Annotated in this window: 21 protein-coding genes; 10 read left to right on the top strand and 11 right to left on the bottom strand. The window is 72.3% G+C overall.

Annotation, left to right across the window (positions count from 1 at the left end):
* The 4 genes from ACTJI1_RS03500 to paaA form a co-directional block, all read right to left on the bottom strand.
* Positions 1–270 (bottom strand): iron-sulfur cluster assembly protein (locus tag ACTJI1_RS03500; RefSeq protein WP_440741552.1); only part of this gene is annotated, 270 nt, incomplete at its 3' end.
* Complete coding sequence (gene paaC / locus ACTJI1_RS03505; RefSeq protein ID WP_440741553.1) at positions 264–1,148, bottom strand: 1,2-phenylacetyl-CoA epoxidase subunit PaaC; 885 nt, start codon at positions 1,146–1,148, stop codon at positions 264–266. The genes paaC and ACTJI1_RS03500, both read right to left, overlap by 7 nt.
* Positions 1,145–1,432 carry a 1,2-phenylacetyl-CoA epoxidase subunit PaaB gene (paaB, locus tag ACTJI1_RS03510; RefSeq protein ID WP_310130637.1) on the bottom strand — a complete coding sequence of 96 codons (288 nt, stop codon included), beginning with the start codon at positions 1,430–1,432 and terminating at the stop codon, positions 1,145–1,147. Before paaB ends, paaC begins: the two co-directional genes overlap by 4 nt.
* On the bottom strand, positions 1,429–2,427 hold the full coding sequence (gene paaA / locus ACTJI1_RS03515) for a 1,2-phenylacetyl-CoA epoxidase subunit PaaA (protein ID WP_440741554.1): 999 nt from the start codon (positions 2,425–2,427) through the stop codon (positions 1,429–1,431). Before paaA ends, paaB begins: the two co-directional genes overlap by 4 nt.
* A gap of 87 nt (positions 2,428–2,514) precedes the next feature.
* Between paaA and ACTJI1_RS03520 the strand changes: the two genes are divergently transcribed.
* A complete protein-coding gene (locus ACTJI1_RS03520; RefSeq protein WP_440741555.1) occupies positions 2,515–3,108 on the top strand; it encodes a TetR/AcrR family transcriptional regulator in 594 nt (197 codons plus the stop codon).
* Positions 3,109–3,199: 91 nt separating this feature from the next.
* Here ACTJI1_RS03520 and paaZ read toward each other — a convergent pair whose 3' ends face one another.
* Positions 3,200–5,287 (bottom strand): phenylacetic acid degradation bifunctional protein PaaZ, encoded by a 2,088-nt coding sequence (gene paaZ, locus ACTJI1_RS03525; RefSeq protein ID WP_440741556.1) that lies wholly within the window; start codon positions 5,285–5,287, stop codon positions 3,200–3,202.
* Between the two features lie 36 nt (positions 5,288–5,323).
* Here paaZ and ACTJI1_RS03530 point away from each other — a divergent pair, with 36 nt between their 5' ends.
* On the top strand, positions 5,324–5,725 hold the full coding sequence (locus ACTJI1_RS03530; RefSeq protein ID WP_310130630.1) for a PaaI family thioesterase: 402 nt from the start codon (positions 5,324–5,326) through the stop codon (positions 5,723–5,725).
* Here the strand turns inward: ACTJI1_RS03530 and ACTJI1_RS03535 are convergent.
* From ACTJI1_RS03535 to ACTJI1_RS03550, 4 genes are all read right to left on the bottom strand, one after another.
* Positions 5,700–6,587 (bottom strand): 3-hydroxyacyl-CoA dehydrogenase family protein, encoded by an 888-nt coding sequence (locus ACTJI1_RS03535; RefSeq protein ID WP_440741557.1) that lies wholly within the window; start codon positions 6,585–6,587, stop codon positions 5,700–5,702. The genes ACTJI1_RS03530 and ACTJI1_RS03535 overlap by 26 nt on opposite strands.
* Positions 6,584–7,324, bottom strand: a complete 741-nt coding sequence (locus ACTJI1_RS03540) for an enoyl-CoA hydratase/isomerase family protein (RefSeq protein WP_440741558.1) — start codon at positions 7,322–7,324, stop codon at positions 6,584–6,586. Before ACTJI1_RS03540 ends, ACTJI1_RS03535 begins: the two co-directional genes overlap by 4 nt.
* Positions 7,321–8,505: a thiolase family protein gene (locus ACTJI1_RS03545; protein WP_440741559.1), complete on the bottom strand. Its 1,185-nt coding sequence runs from the start codon at positions 8,503–8,505 to the stop codon at positions 7,321–7,323. Before ACTJI1_RS03545 ends, ACTJI1_RS03540 begins: the two co-directional genes overlap by 4 nt.
* Before the next feature lie 284 nt (positions 8,506–8,789).
* Complete coding sequence (locus ACTJI1_RS03550) at positions 8,790–9,218, bottom strand: Lrp/AsnC family transcriptional regulator (protein ID WP_310130622.1); 429 nt, start codon at positions 9,216–9,218, stop codon at positions 8,790–8,792.
* 127 nt (positions 9,219–9,345) lie between these two features.
* Here ACTJI1_RS03550 and pdhA point away from each other — a divergent pair, with 127 nt between their 5' ends.
* The 4 genes from pdhA to ACTJI1_RS03570 all read left to right on the top strand — a co-directional run bounded on the left by pdhA (position 9,346) and on the right by ACTJI1_RS03570 (position 14,083).
* A complete protein-coding gene (gene pdhA, locus ACTJI1_RS03555) occupies positions 9,346–10,473 on the top strand; it encodes a pyruvate dehydrogenase (acetyl-transferring) E1 component subunit alpha (RefSeq protein ID WP_440741560.1) in 1,128 nt (375 codons plus the stop codon).
* On the top strand, positions 10,470–11,531 hold the full coding sequence (locus ACTJI1_RS03560; protein WP_440741561.1) for an alpha-ketoacid dehydrogenase subunit beta: 1,062 nt from the start codon (positions 10,470–10,472) through the stop codon (positions 11,529–11,531). Before pdhA ends, ACTJI1_RS03560 begins: the two co-directional genes overlap by 4 nt.
* Entirely contained in the window at positions 11,528–12,943 is a 1,416-nt protein-coding gene (locus ACTJI1_RS03565; protein ID WP_440741562.1) for a dihydrolipoamide acetyltransferase family protein, read from the top strand. Before ACTJI1_RS03560 ends, ACTJI1_RS03565 begins: the two co-directional genes overlap by 4 nt.
* 189 nt (positions 12,944–13,132) lie before the next feature.
* Positions 13,133–14,083: a DMT family transporter gene (locus tag ACTJI1_RS03570; RefSeq protein ID WP_440741563.1), complete on the top strand. Its 951-nt coding sequence runs from the start codon at positions 13,133–13,135 to the stop codon at positions 14,081–14,083.
* Between the two features lie 21 nt (positions 14,084–14,104).
* Here ACTJI1_RS03570 and ACTJI1_RS03575 read toward each other — a convergent pair whose 3' ends face one another.
* Positions 14,105–14,704 (bottom strand): nitroreductase family protein, encoded by a 600-nt coding sequence (locus ACTJI1_RS03575; RefSeq protein ID WP_440741564.1) that lies wholly within the window; start codon positions 14,702–14,704, stop codon positions 14,105–14,107.
* Positions 14,704–15,129 (bottom strand): peptide-methionine (R)-S-oxide reductase MsrB, encoded by a 426-nt coding sequence (gene msrB, locus ACTJI1_RS03580; RefSeq protein WP_440741565.1) that lies wholly within the window; start codon positions 15,127–15,129, stop codon positions 14,704–14,706. The genes ACTJI1_RS03575 and msrB overlap by 1 nt, the downstream gene beginning before the upstream one ends.
* Positions 15,130–15,324: 195 nt before the next feature.
* On the opposite strand from msrB, the gene ACTJI1_RS03585 reads away from it, so the two are divergent.
* The 4 genes from ACTJI1_RS03585 (at position 15,325) to groL (ending at position 18,377) form a co-directional block, all read left to right on the top strand.
* The gene (locus ACTJI1_RS03585; protein WP_396427078.1) at positions 15,325–15,636 is read left to right on the top strand and encodes a DUF3263 domain-containing protein; all 312 of its coding nucleotides are present in this window, start codon (positions 15,325–15,327) and stop codon (positions 15,634–15,636) included.
* A 22-nt stretch (positions 15,637–15,658) separates the two neighbouring features.
* Positions 15,659–16,219, top strand: coding sequence for a LytR C-terminal domain-containing protein (locus tag ACTJI1_RS03590; RefSeq protein ID WP_440741566.1), 561 nt, complete (start codon positions 15,659–15,661; stop codon positions 16,217–16,219).
* A gap of 168 nt (positions 16,220–16,387) precedes the next feature.
* A complete protein-coding gene (locus tag ACTJI1_RS03595) occupies positions 16,388–16,591 on the top strand; it encodes a cold-shock protein (RefSeq protein ID WP_115695343.1) in 204 nt (67 codons plus the stop codon).
* Between the two features lie 166 nt (positions 16,592–16,757).
* Positions 16,758–18,377 carry a chaperonin GroEL gene (gene groL, locus ACTJI1_RS03600; RefSeq protein WP_175338331.1) on the top strand — a complete coding sequence of 540 codons (1,620 nt, stop codon included), beginning with the start codon at positions 16,758–16,760 and terminating at the stop codon, positions 18,375–18,377.
* Positions 18,378–18,619 lie beyond the last annotated feature (242 nt).

Here is an 18,619-nt window from a genome sequence, read left to right on the forward strand (position 1 = left end):
GTCGGTGGTCCACGCCGGCGAGAGCTCGAGCCGCACCCGGACGTCGCCGAAGCCGGCGGACGACAGGGCGCGCACCACATCCTCGCGGATCGCATCCATCGCCGGGCAGCCGGAGTAGGTGGGCGTGATGACGACTTCGACCCCGTCGTCGGTGACGGTCACCTCGCGCAGCACCCCCAGGTCGTCGATGCTCAGCACGGGGACCTCCGGGTCGACCACGGAGGCCGCCGCCGACCACGCCCGCGCGGCGTCCGCGTGATGCGTCACCACGATGCCCCCGGGTGCTGACGGGCGAGCACCTGCAGCTCAGCCAGGAGCGGGGCGAGGTGCTCGGAGTGCCGGCCGCGGCGTCCGCCGCCGGCGGCGTGGAACGCGTCCGGCGGGGTGAGCTCGGCCTCGGCGAGGACGGGAGCGACGTCCGCGTCGAAGGCCGCGCGCAGCGACGACGGGCGCACCGCGACGCCCTCCAGCGCGTCGAACAGGTCCGCATCCAGAGCCGACGCGTCGGAGAACAGCTCGTCGACGTACGGCCAGACGTCCTCCATCGCGCGCAGCGTGCGGCGGCGCGACTTCTCCGTGCCGAGAGCCAGGCGCAGCATCCACTGGTCGGCGTGGTCGCGGTGGTAGTCGACCTCCTTGACCGCCTTCGCGGCGACGCCCGCCAGCACCGGGTCGGTGGATGCGCGGAGCCGGTCGTACAGGGCGTACAGGTAGTGCGCGGCGGCGAACTGGCGCACGATCGTGTGCGCGAAGTCGCCGTTCGGCTGCTCTAACAGGTGGGCGGAGCGGAACTCGCCCTCCTCGCGCCAGTACGCCAGGTCGTCCTCGGTGCGACCGGACGCGGCGCCCGCGTAGCGGAGCAGCGAGCGGGCATGGCCGAGCAGGTCGAGCGCGATGTTGGCGAGCGCGACATCCTCCTCCAGCTCCGGGGCGCGGGTGATCCAGCCGCCGAGGCGCTGCGCCAGGACGAGCGCGTCGTCGCCCAGCCAGAGGGCGTACTCGGCGACCTCGGGGGAGGGCGGGACGTCGGAGCTGACGAACTCCTCGGAGAGGGTCACGGCGCTGAGTTCGATGTGGCCGGGCTCGGCGTGGTCGTGCTCGGCGTGGTCGGTGCCTGCGTGGCCGGGCTCGATGCGTGCATCCGTCACAGGTGCTTCACCCCTTCGGCGGCGGTGTAGTAGGTGGCGTGGCGGAAGTTCTTGCCCTCGGGGGAGGAGAAGAAGGCGTCCTTGGCGTCCGGGTCGCTCGCGGTGATCGCGTCCGAGCGGACCACCCAGATCGAGACGCCCTCGCCGCGGCGCGTGTACAGGTCGCGGGCGTTCCGGACGGCGAGCTCCTCATCCGGCGCGTGTAGCGACCCGACGTGCACGTGGCTGAGGCCGCGGGAGGCGCGGACGAAGACCTCCCAGAGGGGCCACGGCTCGGCGGTCACGCGACGGCCTCCGCGCTCTCGTGCGTCGCGCGCGGCTGCTGTGCTTGCTGCTTCCGGGCGTACGCTGCGGCGGCCTCCCGCACCCAGCGGCCGTCCTCGTGCGCCTCGCGGCGGCGCTGCAGCCGCTGCGCGTTGCAGACGCCGCGGCCGGCGATGACCTCCTGCAGCTCGGTCCAGTCGATCGGTCCGAGGTCGTAGGCCTGGCGCTCCTCGTTCCAGCGGAGGTCGGGGTCGGGCAGGGTGACGCCCAGCGCCTCCGCCTGCGGGACGAGCATCGCGACGAACCGCTGCCGCAGCTCGTCGTTCGAGAAGCGCTTGATCTTCCAGGCCATCGAGCGCGCCGAGTTGGGGGAGTCGCCGTCCGGTGGCCCGAACATCATCAGCGACGGCCAGTACCAGCGGTCCACCGCATCCTGAGCCATGCGCTGCTGCTCCGGGGTGCCGCGCATGAGCGACAGCAGGATCTCGAAGCCCTGCCGCTGGTGGAACGACTCCTCCTTGCAGATGCGCACCATCGCACGGCCGTACGGCGCGTACGAGCAGCGGCACAGCGGCACCTGGTTGCAGATGGCGGCGCCGTCGACGAGCCAGCCGATCGCTCCGATGTCGGCCCAGCTGAGCGTGGGGTAGTTGAAGATCGACGAGTACTTGGCGCGACCCGAGATCAGCTGCTCGGTGAGCTCGTCGCGCGTGACGCCGAGCGTCTCGGTCGCGGAGTAGAGGTAGAGGCCGTGGCCCGCCTCGTCCTGCACCTTCGCTATGAGGATGGCCTTGCGCTTCAGGCTCGGAGCGCGCGTGATCCAGTTGGCCTCCGGCTGCATCCCGATGATCTCGGAGTGGGCGTGCTGCGACATCTGGCGGATGAGGGTGCGGCGGTAGTCGTCGGGCATCCAGTCGCGCGGCTCCACGCGGGAGTCGGAGGCGATGAGCTGGTCGAAGGCGGCCTGCTCGGCGCCCTGCTCGGCGTCGGCTCGCTCTGTGGTGGTGGTCTCCATCGACGCCCCTTTGCGCACGGATCGGTTTACTTACTGATCGTTCGGTCAGTATATCCCCGCGGCCGGGCGACATGCCAGACTGAGCGGGTGACCGAGACGGCGGACTCCGAGACCCTGCGGCGCGGGCGCCCCGGGTACGACCAGCGCGGCATCCTCGAGGTCGCCGTCGCCGCGTTCAACGAGCACGGGTACGACGCCACCTCGATCGGGATGCTCGCCGACCGGCTCGGGCTGTCGAAGTCGGCCATCTACCACCACGTCGCCTCCAAGGACGAGCTGCTGCGACTAGCCCTTGACGAAGCGCTCGACGGACTCGAAGGCGTGCTGCGCGCGCCCGAGGCCGCGGCGGGCCCGGCCGCCGACCGCCTGGCTTTCGTGCTGCGCGGGGCCGTCCGCGTGCTCGCCGACCGGCTGCCCTACGTCACGCTGCTGCTGCGGGTGCGCGGCAACACCGAGGTGGAGCGCGCCGCGCTCGCCCGCCGGCGCGCCTTCGACCACGCGGTGGCCGAGCTCGTCGCCGAGGCACGGGCCGAGGGCTCGCTGCGCACCGACGCCGACCCGGCCGTCGTCGCGCGCCTCCTCTTCGGCATGATCAACTCCCTCACCGAGTGGTACACCCCGACGGGTCCCCTCACCCCCGACGACCTCGCCGCCACCATCCTCGCCCTCGCCCTGCGCTGAGTCCCGTCGCCGCCCCCGTCGAGTACACGAAAAGTGCACGCGACACGCCGGGCGAGCGTGCACTTTTCGTGTACTCGACGGAGGGGGCGGGCTACTTCGCGACGAGGGTGAGGACGTCGTAGGTGGCGACGAGCTCGTCGCGCTGGTTCAGGATGCGCGCATCCCAGCGCACCTCGCCGTAGTCGTCGGTCTCGCGCGGCGTGATCTGCTTCGCCGTCAGGGCGACGCGGATGCTGTCGCCGGGGACGACGGGCGTCAGGAACCGCAGATCCTCGAGGCCGTAGTTGGCGAGCACGGGCCCGGGCGCCGGGTCGACGAACATCCCGGCCGCCCACGAGACGAGCAGGTAGCCGTGCGCGACCCGTCCCGGGAAGAACGGGTTCGCCGCCGCGGCCTCCTCGTCCATGTGCGCGTAGAAGGTGTCGCCGGTCGACGTCGCGAAGTCCTCGATGTCGTCGAGCGTCACCTGCCGGGGCCCTGCCTGCACCTGGTCGCCGATCCGCAGGGTCGCGAGCGACTTGCGGAAGGGATGCTGCGCATCCGACGACACCGCCGCCCCCGGATGCCACACGCCGGTGATCGCGGTCAGCAGGTCGGGCGACCCCTGCAGCGCGGTCCGCTGCATGTGGTGCAGCACCGCGCGGATGCCGCCCAGCTCCTCGCCGCCGCCCGCCCGGCCCGGTCCGCCGTGCACCAGGTGCGGCATCGGCGAGCCGTGCCCGGTGGACGTGCGGGCGTCGTCCCGGTCGAGCACCAGGATGCGGCCGTTGTAGGCGCCGGAGCCGAGCACGAAGGTCCGCGCGAAGTCGGGGTCGTGCGTCGCGACGCTGGTCACGAGCGACCCGCCGCCGCGCGCGACGAGGGCCACCGCCTCCTCCGCGGTCGAGTAGGGGAGGATGCTCGCCACCGGCCCGAACGCCTCCACCGTGTGCGCCTCGGGCGTCCAGGCGTCCGCGAAGCGGAGCAGCACCGGCGCGACGAACGCGCCCTCCGGCGCCACGCCGGTCGTGCCGTCCGCGTGCCGGACGCTCGGCTGGTCGAGCCCGCCGAGCACGAGCTCGCCGCCCGCGGCCACCAGCCGCGCCACCTGGCGCAGCACCTCCTCGCGCTGGGTGCGGGAGGCGAGCGGCCCCATCGTCACGCCCTCCGCCCGCGGATCGCCGAGGACGACGCGGGACGCGATGCGCTCCCGCACCGCGGCGATCACGTCGTCCTGCAGCGGCGCGGGCACGATCGCGCGGCGGATGGCCGTGCACTTCTGACCCGACTTGGCGGTCAGCTCGACGACGAGCCCCTTGATGTAGGCGTCGAACTCCGGCGTGCCGGTGACCGCATCCGGGCCCAGCACCGACGCGTTGATCGAGTCGGTCTCGCTGGTGAACCGCACCCCGCCGGTCTGCACCGAGTCGTGGGCGCGCAGCCGCTCCGCGGTCGACGCGGATCCGGTGAAGGCCACCAGATCGCCGAGCCGCAGGTGCTCGAAGAGGTCGGGCACCCCGCCGCTCACCAGCTGCAGCGATCCCGCCGGAAGCAGTCCCGACTCCACCATGATCCGCACCGCGGCCTCGGCGACGAACGCGGTCGGCGTCGCCGGCTTCACCAGGGTCGGCATCCCGGCGAGGAAGGACGGCCCGAGCTTCTCGAGCATCCCCCACACCGGGAAGTTGAACGCGTTGATCTGCACCGCGACGCCCGGCAGCCGGGTGTAGACGTGCCGGCCGAGGAAGCTGCCGTCCTTCGACAGCTGCTCCGCCGGTCCGTCGAGCACGACTTGCGCGTTCGGCAGTTCGCGGCGCCCCTTGGAGCCGTAGGTGAACAGCGCACCGATCCCGCCGTCCACGTCGATCCACGCGTCCGCGCGCGTCGCGCCGGACTGCGCCGACAGCGCGTACAGCTCGTCCTTGCGCTCGGTCAGCGCCTGCGCCAGCTGCTTCAGGATGAGAGCGCGCTGGTGGAACGTCAGCTCGCCGAGCGACCGCTGCCCGACCGTCCGGGCATGCTCCAGCGCGCCCGCGAGGTCGAGCCCGGCCGTGCTGATCTGCGCGATCGGCTCGCCGGTGGAGGCGTCCAGCACCTCTGCGGGCCGGGGCGCCTCGTCGCCCGATCCCGTACCGAGGACGCCGGCTGGGGCGTCGTCGGGCGTCCACCATCCGTCACGGATGTAGCTGGGCACGGTCATGAGAGGCCTCCTCGAGTGGATGCGTATGCTGACGGCATGGCCGACGGCGACTGGACGATCGAACTGGGTGAGCTCGACGTGAAGATGGGGGTGCGCATCCTGGAGCAGTCCGCCGAGCGGGTCGTCGCGACCATGCCGGTCGAGGGCAACCGCCAGTCGTTCGGGCTGCTGCACGGGGGCGCATCGGTCGCCTTCGCGGAGGCGCTCGGCTCGTGGGCCGCGGTCATCCACGCCGGTCCTGGCCGAAGTGCGGTCGGCGTCGACATCAACGCGACGCACCACCGGGCCGCGCGCTCGGGCGTGGTGACCGGGGTCGCGACCGCCATCCGGCTGGGCCGCACCATCGCGTCGCACGAGATCGTCATCACCGACGAGGAGGGCAACCGCCTCTGCACGGCGCGCATCACCAACCTCATCGTCGACGCTCCCGGGCGGTAGGGACCGCGGTCCCGTCCTCGTCCCAGAAGAAGAACCCCTGACCGCTCTTGCGGCCGAGCATCCCCTCGGCGACCATCTTGCGCAGCAGCTCGGGAGGCTCGTAGCGCGGCCCGAGCTCGCGCGCGAGGTACTCGGCGATGTCGAGCCGCACATCCAGCCCCACCAGATCGGTGAGCCGCAGCGGGCCGACGGGATGCTTGTAGCCGAGCTCCATCGCGGTGTCGATGTCGTCGGGGGTGGCGACGCCCTCCTCGACCATGCGGATCGCCTCCAGCCCGAGCAGCACGCCGAGACGCGAGGAGGCGAAGCCGGGGGAGTCGCGGACGGTGATCGCGGTCTTGCCGAGCGCGCGCACCCATCCGGTGGCCGCGTCGGCGGCGGACGGGGCGGTCGCCGTGGCGAGCACGACCTCGACGAGCGCGGACGCGGGCACCGGGTTGAAGAAGTGCAGGCCGAGGAAGGCGCCGGGACGGGATAGCCCCTCGGCGAGCACGTCGATCGACAGCGACGACGTGTTCGTGGCGAGCACCGCATCCACCGGCAGCAGGTCCTCGGCGCGGCGGAGTGCCTCGCGCTTGAGGCCGACCAGCTCGGGCACGGCCTCGATCGCGAGCCCCGCGGCGCCGAGCGCCTCCCACGTGACCGTCACGACCAGCCGGTCCGGGTCGGGAGCCGCGGCTCCCCGGCGGACGCTGCCCTCCACGGCGGCCAGGATGCGGTCCCGCGCCTCGGACGCGGCCGTCGCGTTCTGCTCGACCACGGCCACCTCGGCGCCCGCCATGAGGAACGCGTGCGCGATCCCCGATCCCATCCGTCCGCCGCCGATCACGGCGACCCGCTCCGGCAGTCCCGTCGCGCTCATCGCCTGCTCCTCCGTTCCAGGAACTCGGTCATCCTCCGCCGCTTCTCCGGCGACTCGAACAGCACGGCCTGCGCCTCGCGCTCGGCGGCGGGATGGCGCTCCGCCGGCTCGCGCAGCACCTGCTTGGTGAGCCGCGTCGCCAGCGGGTCGTTCGCGGCGATGCGGTCGGCGAGGGCGTGCGCGCCGGTGAGCAGCTCGCCCGGCTCGAGCAGGTCGCTGACGAGCCCGGCGGCCAGCGCCTCCTCTCCGGTGAGGATGCGCCCGGTCAGCACCAGCTCGGTGGCGAGCGGCAGTCCCACCAGCTGGGGCAGCCGCCACAGCGCGCCGGCTGCGGCGATGATCCCGAGCCCGGTCTCCGGGTTGCCGATCCGCAGCCGCGGGGTGCCGACCCGCAGGTCGGCCGCGTAGGCGAGCTCGGCGCCGCCGCCCAGCGCGAACCCGTCGAGGGCGGCGATCACGGGCATCGGGAGGGCCGCGATGCGCGAGAAGATCGTGTCGTTGATGCCGTTCGCGGCGTCGGCGGCGGTCCGCTCGCGCAGCTCGGCGATGTCGGCGCCGGACGCGAAGACGCCGTCCGACCCGGTGAGGATCAGGATGCGCGGCTCGCGCTCCAGCCGCTCGCACACCGCGTGCAGCGCATCCACCATCGCCTGGTCGATCGCGTTGCGGCGCTCGGGCCGGTCGAGGGTGACGACCATCCGGTCGCCCTGCTCCTCGACGCGCAGGCTGTCGGTCATACCGCCTCCACGATCAGCGAGGTGCCCTGGCCGACGCCGACGCACATGGTCGCGAGCCCGCGTCGGGCGCCCTCCCGCTCCATCCGGCCGAGCAGGGTGACCAGGATGCGTGTGCCGCTCGAGCCCAGCGCGTGGCCGAGCGCGATGGCGCCGCCGTCGGCGTTCACGGTCGCCGGGTCGAGGCCGAGGCGGTGGATGCACGCGAGCGCCTGGCTGGCGAACGCCTCGTTGAGCTCGACGGCGCCCAGGTCGGACACGTCGAGGCCGGCGCGCGCGAGGGCCTTCTGCGTCGCGGGGACCGGGCCGAGGCCCATCACCTCGGGGGCGACCCCGGCGCTCGCCGCGGCGACGACCCGGGCGCGCGGACGGAGGCCGTAGCGCTCGACGGCGGTGGCGCTCGCCACGAGGATGGCGGACGCTCCGTCGTTGAGCGGGGAGGCGTTTCCCGCGGTGACCACGCTGCCGCCGGCGACGACGGGCTTCAGCCGTGCCAACGCATCCAGGTCGGTGTCGCGGCGGATGCCCTCGTCGGCGGTGACCGCGCCGGCGGGCGTCTCGACCGGCAGCAGTTCGTCGTCGAATCGTCCGGCGTCGGCAGCCGCGGCCGCCCGGCGGTGGCTCTGCAGGGCGAAGGCGTCGGCGTCTTCGCGGGTGATGCCGTCGAGGCGGGCGACCTCCTCGGCCGTCTCGGGCATCGTGAAAGTGGCCTTGTCGCGGGCGAGCAGCCGCGGGTTGGCGAAGCGCCAGCCGATCGACGTGTCGAACTGCGGACCGGGCTTCGCCCACGGGCGCTCCGGCTTCGCCTGCACCCAGGGCGCCCGGGTCATCGACTCGACGCCGCCGGCGACGACGAGGTCGGCATCCCCGGCGCGGATGGCCTGCGCAGCCTGGATGACGGCGGAGAGCCCGGAGGCGCACAGCCGGTTGACGGTCATCGCCGGGACCTCGTCGGGCAGCCCCGACAGCAGGACGGCCATCCGGGCGACGTTGCGGTTGTCCTCGCCGGCCTGATTCGCGGCGCCGAGGATCACCTCGTCGAGGGCCTCCGCAGGGGTCGCGGCGCGGCGCACCGCCTCGGCGACGACGAGCGCGGCGAGGTCGTCGGGACGGACGCCCGCCAGGGCACCGCCGTAGCGGCCGACCGGCGTGCGCACGCCGCCGACGAGGTAGGCCTCCGCCATCGCGCTCTCCCTCGAACCCGAATTACCGAACGAGCGTTCAGCAATTGCATCGTCGCAGAATCGCCGCCCCCGGGCAACCCGGCGGGTGGCGCGCGGCGTCGGGTGGTCGCATGTCGGAGATCCGCGTCCGATCGTCGGAGATCCGCGTCCGATTGTCGGAGATCCGCGCACGATCGTCGGAGATCCGGGCGGATTCGGCCCGAATCTCCATCCACAACGCCTTCCGTCGGAGATTTGAACGTTTCACACCTACGATCGTGCGGAGCCCCACCTCGCGTGGGCCCTCACCGCAGGTCGTGGTCCTCGAACACCAGCGACGTCTTCGTGTCGCGCACGGACGGGATGCTCGTCAGCTCCTCCAGCACCACCCGCCGCAGGTCTTCGTTGTCGCGCGCCCGCACCAGCAGGATCACGTCGAAGTCGCCGCCCACGAGCGCGAAGTGCTCCACCTCGGGGATGCGCTGCAGCCGTTCGCGCAGGTCGTGCCAGTCGGCCTGCTCCACCCGCAGCGTCACGTACGCCGACGAAGCACGCCCCGACCGGCGGGGGTCGACCTTCGCGGTGAACCCCGTGATCACCCCGTCGGCGACCAGTCGCGACACCCGCGCGTAGGCGTTGGCGCGCGAGACGTGGGCCGTCTCGGCGACGGCCGTGATGGAGGCGCGGCCGTCGGCGCGCAGAGCGTCCAGGATGCGTACGTCGATGTCGTCCATGGTGCTGGACAGTCTGTCACTCGTGGCGCCCGCGCGCATCCGTTCGTCTCGACTCCGGGCGACCCATAGCGTTCGACGTCCGGCGAAGTCACCATGAGAGTGAGCGACGTCTTTCGAAGGAGAACAGATGCACGCGGACGATCTGCTGCCCGGCGACACCCCGCTGCGGCTCATCGACCAGGATGGCGCGTCCCACCCGGACGACCGCCACCGGATCCCGTCCACCGACACGACGCTGGACGGCTACCGCCGGCTCGTGCTCGCCCGCCGCCTCAACGACCAGGCCGACGCGCTGGTGCGCCAGGGCCGTCTCGCGGTGTACCCGTCGTCGCACGGGCAGGAGGCCTGCGAGGTCGCCGCCGCCATGGTGCTGGATGAGCGGGACTGGCTGTTCCCGACCTACCGCGACACCGTCGCGGTGATCGCCCGCGGCGTCGATCCGTTCGAAGCGTTCGTGCTGCTGCGCGGCGACTGGCACTCCGGGTACGACCCGACCGTGCACCACGTCGCGCCGCAGTCCACGCCTCTCGCCACCCAGCTGCTGCACGCGGTCGGCTTCGCGCACGCGGCCCGGCTGCGCGGCGAGGACACGGTCGTGCTGGCGATGTGCGGCGACGGCGCCACCAGCGAGGGCGACTTCCACGAGGCGCTCAACTTCGCCGCGGTGTTCCACCTGCCGGTCGTCTTCCTCGTGCAGAACAACGGCTACGCGATCTCGGTGCCGCTCAGCCGGCAGACCGCCGCCCCGAGCATCGCCCACAAGGGCGTCGGCTACGGGATGCGCGGCCGCCTGGTCGACGGGAACGACCTCGCCGCCCTGCTCGCGGTGCTCGGCGAGGCGGTCGCGGAGGCGCGCGACGGCGGCGGCCCGACCCTCGTCGAGGCGCTCACGTACCGCATCAAGTCGCACACCAACGCGGACGACGCCACGCGGTACCGCACCGCCGACGAGGTGGAGCCGTGGCTCGCCCGCGACCCGCTGCTGCGGCTGCGCACCTGGCTGACCGCGGAGGGCGCGCTCGGCGAGGGCGACGACGCGGAGGCGCACGCGCACGCCGAACGGGTCGCCGCCGACCTGCGCGCGGCGATCATGACGGATGCGGAGCCGCACCCCGAGGACCTCTTCGCCCACGTCTACGCCACCCCCACCCCGCACCTGCGGGAGCAGGCGGAGCAGCTGGCCGCCGAACTCGCCGCCGGCGCATCCACCGAATCCACCGCACCCACCCCCGACACCGCGGAGGTCGCCCGATGACGGTCATGCACGACGCCCCCGCCGAGCGCGCCGCATCCACCGCCGCCGACGCCCAGCCGGACGCCCGCGCCGCCGCCCCCGTCACCATGACGATGGCCCAGGCCCTCAACCGCGCCCTGGCCGACGCGCTCGCCGCCGACCCGTCCGTCCTCGTCTTCGGCGAGGACGTCGGCACCCTCGGCGGCGTCTTCCGCATCACCGACGGCCTCACCGCCCGCTTCGGCGAGAGCCGCTGCTTCGACACCCCGCTCGCCGAGTCCGGCATCGTCGGCACGGCGGTCGGCATGGCCATGAACGGGATGCGCCCGGTCGTCGAGATGCAGTTCGACGCGTTCGCGTATCCCGCGTTCGAGCAGACCGTCGACCACGTCGCCAAGATGGGCAACCGCACCCGCGGCGCCGTCCGGCTGCCGATGGTCATCCGCATCCCGTACGCCGGAGGGATCGGCGGCGTCGAGCACCACTCCGACTCCTCCGAGGCCTACTACGTGCACACCCCGGGCCTGACCGTGGTGTCGCCCGCGACACCGCAGGACGCCTACGGGATGCTGCGGGCCGCGATCGCGCATCCCGACCCGGTCGTGTTCCTGGAGCCGAAGAAGCTGTACTGGACCACCGGCGAGGTGGATGCGGCCGCGCCGCTCCCCGAGCTGGGCCGCGCCCGCGTCGCCCGGGAGGGCGGCGACGCCACCCTGATCGCGTACGGCCCGTCGGTTCCCGTGGCGCTCGCCGCGGCGGAGGCGGCGGCCGAGGAGGGACGCGAGCTCGGCGTGATCGACCTGCGTTCCCTGTCGCCGTTCGACGACGAGACCGTGTGCGCCGCGGTCCGCGCGACCGGCCGCGCCGTCGTCATCGCGGAAGCCCCCGGCTTCGCGGGCGTCGCCGCCGAGGTCGCCGCGCGCGTCTCGGAGCGCTGCTTCCACCACCTGCTCGCGCCGGTCCGGCGGGTGACCGGCTTCGACACCCCGTTCGCGCCCCCGAAGCTCGAGAAGTTCTACCTGCCCGACGTGGACCGCGTACTGGATGCGGTGGATGCGCTTCAGTGGGAGGACGCGTGACCGCCCGGGTGTTCACCCTCCCGGACCTGGGGGAGGGCCTGACCGACGCAGAACTCGTGCGCTGGCTCGTCGCGGTCGGCGACACCGTCACGACCGACCAGCCGATCGCGGAGGTGGAGACCGCCAAGTCCGTCGTGGAGGTGCCGTCGCCCTACGCCGGGACGGTCGCGGCGCTGCACGGGGATGAGGGGGAGACGATCCTGGTCGGCGCTCCGCTGATCGAGGTCGAGGAGGCGGCCGCGCCGCAGGAACCCGCGGCGCAGGAGCGCGCAGCGGGTGGATCTGGCCAGGTGCTCGTCGGCTACGGTACGACCGCGCACAGCGGCCGCCGCAACCGCGTCGCGCGCGCCGGGACCGTCACCGCCGAGCGTCCGGCCGCGGCGACCGGCGTTGGCGTCGCGTCCCGTCCGGCCGCAGCGACCGGTGCCGCGTCCCGTCCGGCCGCATCGACCGGCGTCCCGTCCCGACCGGCGGGCATCGTGCCCGTCGTCTCGCCCGTCGTACGGGCGCTGGCCCGCAGCCACGGGATCGACCTGGCCACGCTGCGTCCGAGCCGTCCCGACGGGGTGGTCACGCGCCGGGATGTGGAGGCCGCCTTCGCGACGGCGCCCGAGACCGTGGGGACCCACCCGACCGTCGCCGCGGTGGACGAGCAGAGGACCGGCACGGCCGCCCCCACCGACCCCCGCACCGGCCTCACCCTCCGCGCCACGACCCCGTTCTCCCGCCTCCGCCGCACCGTCGCCGAGACGATGTCGCGCAGCCGCTCCGAGATCCCCGAGGCGACCGTCTGGGTCGACGTGGATGCGACCGAGCTGTGGGAGGGCCGCCGCCGGCTCGTGCGCGACGGCCGTGCGCCCTCGTTCCTCTCCTTCGTGGCCCGCTTCGCCCTGTCCGCGCTCGCGCGGCATCCCGAGCTCGGCGGACGGGTCACGCCGGACGGCCAGGGCCTCGTCACCTTCGACGGCGTCAACCTCGGCTTCGCCGCGAACACGGACCGCGGTCTCCTGGTCCCGGTCGTCCGCCACGCCGACCGCCTCTCGGTGCGCGAACTCGACGCCGAACTGGACCGCCTCGCCCGCGCCGCGCGCGACGGCTCGCTGCCGCCCGCCGACCTGACCGGGTCGACGTTCACGATCAACAACTACGGCAGCCTCGGCGTCGACGGCAGCGCCGCGATCATCAACCACCCGGAGGTCGCGATCCTCGGCCTCGGCCGCGCGATCGAACGGCCGTGGGTGGTCGACGGCGCGATCGTGCCGCGCCGCATCCTGCAGCTGTCGCTCGTCTTCGACCACCGGGTGACCGACGGCGGCGTCGCGGCCGGGTTCCTGCGGGAGGTGGCGGATGCGATCGAGTCGCCCCTCGGCGCGCTCGCCGACACGCCTGGACCGGCGAGCGGCCCGGCGTAAGGTGACGGCATGAGCGACAAGAAGAACGACGACCGCGACCTCAGCGAGGAGAAGGAGGTCGCGCCCGAGGAGAACATCGACTGGCTGCCCGACCCCGAGCCGACCGACGGCGGCGCGCCCGCTCCCTGAGCGCACCCCGGGGATGGCGGCCCCGGAGCCGCATCCAGCCGCGGGCTTAGGGTAGGGGGAGTGACCCCTCGCTCCCTCCCGCTGTGGCTCGCGCTCGTCTTCGCGGTGCTGTGCGGCGGTCTCGTGGCCGTGCAGTCGCGGATCAACGGCGAGCTCGGCAGCCGTCTCGGCGACGGGTTCACGGCCGCCGCCATCTCGTTCGGCTCCGGCCTCGTCATCCTCACGGTCGGACTGGCGATCGCCCCTGCGGGCCGTCGCGGCCTCGCCCGGGTGCGGGACGCGCTGCGCACCCACCGCATCCGCTGGTGGTACGTGTGCGGCGGTGCGGCGGGATCGTTCCTGGTGCTCTCGCAGGGCCTCGCGGCCGCCGCTCTCGGCGTCGCGCTGTTCACCGTCGCGGTGGTCGCCGGTCAGACCATCAGCGGCCTGGTGCTCGACCGCGTCGGGATCGGCCCTGGCGGCCGACGCCCGCTCACCGCCGCGCGCCTGGTCGGCGCCGTCCTCGCGCTGGGAGCGGTGACCTGGGCGGTCTCCGCGCAGTTCGGCGGCAGCGCGCCGGTCTGGCTGATGATCCTGCCGTTCATCGCCGGTCTCGGCACCGGCTGGCAGCAGGCCGTCAACGGCCAGGTGCGTCAGGTCGCGAACAGCGCCCTCAGCGCCACCTTCATCAACTTCGCCGTCGGGACGACCGTGCTGCTCGTCCTGATGCTCGGGCACTGGGCGATGGTCGGCCTGCCGAAGCAGGTGCCGACCGAGCCGTGGCTCTACGTCGGCGGCGCGATCGGCTGCGTCTTCATCGGCGTGACGGCGCTGCTCGTGCGCCAGACCGGCGTGCTGCTGCTGGGGCTCGCGACCGTCGCCGGCCAGCTGGTGGCCGCGCTCCTGCTCGACCTGCTGCTCCCGACCGCCGGACACGTGCTCGCGTTCTCGACCGTGGGCGGCACGCTGCTCGCGATCGTCGCGGTCGCCATCGCCAGCATCCGCTGGGGCTGGCGGCGCACTCCCGCCTGACCTCTCGGGATGCCCGCCCGCTCAGTCGAGCACGGACAGGAACCGCGACGGGTCGAGCGACGTGCGGTGCCCCTCCTTGCTGTCCGCGGGGATGCCGCCCACGTACAGCCAGCCCAGCAGCCGCTCGTTCTTGGCGAGCCCGTGCATCCGGTGCACCGCCTTCGACCGGGTGTGGTGGCCGGTGCGCCACATCACGCCCCAGCCGGCGTCGTGCAGCAGCAGGCTCAGGATGTGCGCGACGCCCGAGGCGACCGCGTCCTGCTCCCAGCCGGGCACCTTCTCGCTCTTCGTCCGCACCGCCACGATGGCGAGCAGAAGAGAGGAGCGCAACGGCTTCGCGGCCAGCTTCTCCGCCTCGTGACCGGTGGCCTTCGCATCCCGCACGAACGCGTCGCCGAGGCGCTGCCGGGCCTCGCCGCGCAGCTCGATGATGCGCCACGGATGTAGCGCGCTGTGATCCGCGACCCGTCCCGCGGCCGCGACCAGCGGCAGCAGCTCCTCGTGCGTCGGCGCGTCGAGGGTCACCCGCGAGTAGGAGCGCCGGGCGGCCACCCGCCGGGGCAGATCCGCGCCGCCGGTCTCGGGGGCGCCGCCGGCCGCGGCCGTCGGACTTCCGCTCATCAGGCTTCCGGGGTGAAGTTCAGCGAGATCGAGTTCATGCAGTAGCGGTCGCCGGTCGGCGTCCCGAAACCGTCCGGGAAGACGTGTCCCAGGTGCGATCCGCAGTTGGCGCAGCGCACCTCGGTGCGCACCATCCCGAGGCTGGTGTCCTCGATCAGCTCGACCGCCTCCGGGCGCACCGACTCGTAGAAGCTCGGCCAGCCGCAGCCCGAGTCGAACTTGGTTCCCGCGGCGAAGAGCTCGGCGCCGCATGCCGCACAGGTGTAGAGGCCCGCGCGGCTCTCGTCGAGCAGCTCGCCCGTCCACGGACGCTCGGTCCCGGCCTCGCGCAGCACCGCGTACTGCTCCGGGGTCAGCTCGCGCCGCCACTCGTCCTCGCTCTTCGCGACCTGGTAGCCGTCCTGCCTCGTGCCGTCGTGTGCCATGCCACTCCCTTTCGTCGTCACCAGGGTAAACGGCCTTCCTGAACCGGCTGTTCCCGATCCGCCGACCGCGCGCGCGAACCGCGACGTGCCGAGCGGGAACGGGAAAACCACAGGACCAGCGCCCTAGGATGACGTGCGAGCGCGGGGCGCGACCGGCACGCCGGTGGGGCCCGGCATCCGTGACGAGGGAAGGCGGTGCGCGTGGCCCGGTCAGCCGACGGACGGCCCGCCGACGACCGCGAGCCCTCGGACACGGAACAGCTGAGCGATCGGGATGCCGCGATCCTCGCGTTCGAACGCCAATGGTGGCGGCACGCCGGAGCCAAGGAGCAGGCCATCCGCGAGGAGTTCGGTCTCTCGGCGGCTCGGTACTATCAGTTGCTCGGTGCGCTGATCGACCGTCCGGCGGCGCTGCGCCACGACCCCATGCTCGTCAAGAGGCTGCTGCGGCTCCGCGAGGCGAGGCTGGCCGCACGACACGCACGGACCCTCCCGTCCGGCGACTGACCCCCAAGGACCACACTCCCCGATGGCAGAGAAGTTCCCCCGCGACCGGTTCGACGAGATCCCGGACGATTTGACGCGCGTCGGCGCGCACCGGGCGCCCCGTCCCCGCGGCCGCGCGTGGATCGCCGTCGGGTGGGCCGCGCTGGCCACCGTCCTGCTTGTCGGCGCCGGCATCTTCGGCCTGTCGCTCGTCAACGGCAGCATCTCGTTCCACGGCGCCGGAACGTCCGCCTCGCGCACCGCATCCACGACGCCGACGCCGACCGCGACGCCGACGCCGACCATCGTCCCGACGGTGAACCCCGCGCTGACCGTCAACGTGCTCAACGGCACCAGCCGCGAAGGACTGGCCGGCACGGTCGGCGACGTGCTCACCAAGGCGGGCTGGAAGGTCGGCGCCCTCGCGAACGCCGACAAGACCGACCTCGCGGAGACCATCGTGTATTACGGCGACCCGGCCAACCAGGCAGCCGCCCTCGGCGTCGCGCAGTCGCTGCCGGGCGCGACCATCCAGCAGAGCACCGCGTTCTCCGACACCGGCGCCGACATCACCGTCGTGGTGGGCGCGAACTACGCCGGCTGAGCGGCCCCGGGGGCCCTCCGCTCCTCTTTGTTACGCACGTGTTTAACTTTGGCGGCATTTCGATACGGATTCACGAAATCGCTGGCGCCGCCCCGTATTGCACGCATTAGGATCGCACTCAACGTGCGGCGATGGACCGCGCGAGCGACACAGCAATGGGAGTAATGCATGGCGAACGGGACCGTGAAGTGGTTCAACGCTGAGAAGGGCTACGGCTTCATCACCGTCGAAGGTGGGGGACAGGACGTTTTCGTTCATTACTCCGCAATTGACATGGCGGGATACAAGGTTCTCGAAGAGGGCCAGCAGGTCGTATTCGAGGTCGGCTCCGGGCAAAAGGGCCCGCAGGCCGAATCGGTCCGACTGGCCTGACACCGATCCAGCAGCAACAGGAGCGCCGTCCCGCGAGGGGCGGCGCTTCGCTGTTCCTCTCGCTTGCACTCCACCGCCACGAGTGCCAGAATCTGTTTAGCACTCCATCTGTCTGAGTGCTAAAACACGGAATCTTTCGCAGACGTCCGGGAGGGACGAGAAACACATGGCAAAGATCATTGCTTTCGACGAGGACGCGCGCCGCGGCCTCGAGCGCGGCCTGAACACCCTGGCCGACACGGTCAAGGTGACCCTGGGCCCGCGTGGTCGCAACGTCGTCCTCGAGAAGAAGTGGGGCGCCCCGACCATCACGAACGACGGCGTCTCCATCGCGAAGGAGATCGAGCTCGACGACCCGTACGAGAAGATCGGTGCGGAGCTCGTCAAGGAGGTCGCGAAGAAGACCGACGACGTCGCGGGTGACGGAACCACCACCGCGACCGTGCTCGCTCAGGCCCTGGTCAAGGAGGGCCTGCGCAACGTCGCGGCCGGCGCCGACCCCATCACGCTGAAGCGTGGCATCGAGAAGGCCGTCGCGGCTGTGACCGAGGAGCTCATCGCCTCCGCCAAGGAGGTCGAGACCAAGGAGGAGATCGCGGCCACCGCGTCCATCTCCGCCGGCGACACCACCATCGGCGAGATCATCGCCGAGGCGATCGACAAGGTCGGCAAGGAGGGCGTCGTCACCGTCGAGGAGTCGAACACCTTCGGCACCGAGCTCGAGCTCACCGAGGGCATGCGCTTCGACAAGGGCTTCCTGTCGCAGTACTTCGTGACCGACCAGGACCGCCAGGAGGCGGTGTTCGAGGACCCGTACATCCTCATCGCGAACCAGAAGATCAGCAACATCAAGGACCTTCTGCCGATCGTCGACAAGGTCATCCAGGCCAACAAGCCGCTCCTCATCATCGCTGAGGACGTCGACGGCGAGGCCCTGGCGACGCTGATCGTCAACAAGATCCGCGGCATCTTCAAGTCCGTCGCCGTCAAGGCTCCGGGCTTCGGCGACCGCCGCAAGGCCATGCTGCAGGACATCGCGATCCTGACCGGCGGCCAGGTCATCTCCGAGGAGGTCGGTCTCAAGCTCGAGAACGTCACCCTCGACCTGCTCGGCCAGGCCCGCAAGGTCGTCATCACCAAGGACGAGACCACGATCGTCGAGGGCGCGGGCGACCCCGAGGCCATCGCCGGCCGCGTGCAGCAGATCCGCAACGAGATCGAGTCGACCGACTCGGACTACGACCGCGAGAAGCTGCAGGAGCGCCTCGCCAAGCTCGCCGGCGGCGTCGCCGTCATCAAGGCGGGTGCGGCCACCGAGGTCGAGCTGAAGGAGCGCAAGCACCGCATCGAGGACGCCGTGCGCAACGCGAAGGCCGCCGTCGAGGAGGGCATCGTCGCCGGTGGTGGCGTCGCCCTCATCCAGGCCGGCAAGACCGCCTTCGAGAAGCTCGAGCTGACCGGTGACGAGGCGACCGGTGCGAACATCGTCAAGGTCGCCATCGAGGCTCCGCTGAAGCAGATCGCGATCAACGCGGGCCTCGAGGCCGGCGTCGTCGTCGAGAAGGTCCGCAACCTCCCGGTGGGCCACGGCCTCAACGCCGCCACCGGCGAGTACGTCGACATGCTCGCCTCGGGCATCAACGACCCGGTGAAGGTCACCCGCTCGGCGCTGCAGAACGCCGCGTCCATCGCGGGCCTGTTCCTCACCACCGAGGCCGTCGTCGCCGACAAGCCGGAGAAGAACCCGGCGCCGGTCGGCGACCCGGGCGCCGGCATGGACTTCTGAGTCCAGTCCGACCGACTGACAGAGGGCGTCTCCCCTTCGGGGAGGCGCCCTCTTCCGCGTCTCGGGGCTCCGTCCCGCCCGGCGCCGAGCCGTGAGTCGCGGTCGTATTCGCGACGGCGGTCGCGCGAGTTCCGAGCGCCGGGCCGCGAGTCGTGAGTTGTTGTCGCAATCGCGCGCGAGTCGTGACTACATGTCGCAACTCGCGGGGAGGCGGAGCCGACATCTGGCGACGAGTCGTGAGT

Source organism: Leifsonia sp. 22587 (assembly GCF_052044215.1).
In the GTDB taxonomy this organism is placed as follows: Bacteria; Actinomycetota; Actinomycetes; order Actinomycetales; family Microbacteriaceae; genus Leifsonia; species Leifsonia shinshuensis_C.

Bases quoted from the DNA above. Each gene is read 5' to 3' on its own strand.
- paaA (WP_440741554.1), bottom strand. From the start codon at position 2,427: ATGGAGACCACCACCACAGAGCGAGCCGACGCCGAGCAGGGCGCCGAG.
- paaZ (WP_440741556.1), bottom strand. From the start codon at position 5,287: ATGACCGTGCCCAGCTACATCCGTGACGGATGGTGGACGCCCGACGAC.
- ACTJI1_RS03530 (WP_310130630.1), top strand. From the start codon at position 5,324: ATGGCCGACGGCGACTGGACGATCGAACTGGGTGAGCTCGACGTGAAG.
- ACTJI1_RS03535 (WP_440741557.1), bottom strand. From the start codon at position 6,587: ATGAGCGCGACGGGACTGCCGGAGCGGGTCGCCGTGATCGGCGGCGGA.
- ACTJI1_RS03540 (WP_440741558.1), bottom strand. From the start codon at position 7,324: ATGACCGACAGCCTGCGCGTCGAGGAGCAGGGCGACCGGATGGTCGTC.
- ACTJI1_RS03545 (WP_440741559.1), bottom strand. From the start codon at position 8,505: ATGGCGGAGGCCTACCTCGTCGGCGGCGTGCGCACGCCGGTCGGCCGC.
- ACTJI1_RS03550 (WP_310130622.1), bottom strand. From the start codon at position 9,218: ATGGACGACATCGACGTACGCATCCTGGACGCTCTGCGCGCCGACGGC.
- pdhA (WP_440741560.1), top strand. From the start codon at position 9,346: ATGCACGCGGACGATCTGCTGCCCGGCGACACCCCGCTGCGGCTCATC.
- ACTJI1_RS03560 (WP_440741561.1), top strand. From the start codon at position 10,470: ATGACGGTCATGCACGACGCCCCCGCCGAGCGCGCCGCATCCACCGCC.
- ACTJI1_RS03575 (WP_440741564.1), bottom strand. From the start codon at position 14,704: ATGAGCGGAAGTCCGACGGCCGCGGCCGGCGGCGCCCCCGAGACCGGC.
- msrB (WP_440741565.1), bottom strand. From the start codon at position 15,129: ATGGCACACGACGGCACGAGGCAGGACGGCTACCAGGTCGCGAAGAGC.
- ACTJI1_RS03590 (WP_440741566.1), top strand. From the start codon at position 15,659: ATGGCAGAGAAGTTCCCCCGCGACCGGTTCGACGAGATCCCGGACGAT.
- ACTJI1_RS03595 (WP_115695343.1), top strand. From the start codon at position 16,388: ATGGCGAACGGGACCGTGAAGTGGTTCAACGCTGAGAAGGGCTACGGC.
- groL (WP_175338331.1), top strand. From the start codon at position 16,758: ATGGCAAAGATCATTGCTTTCGACGAGGACGCGCGCCGCGGCCTCGAG.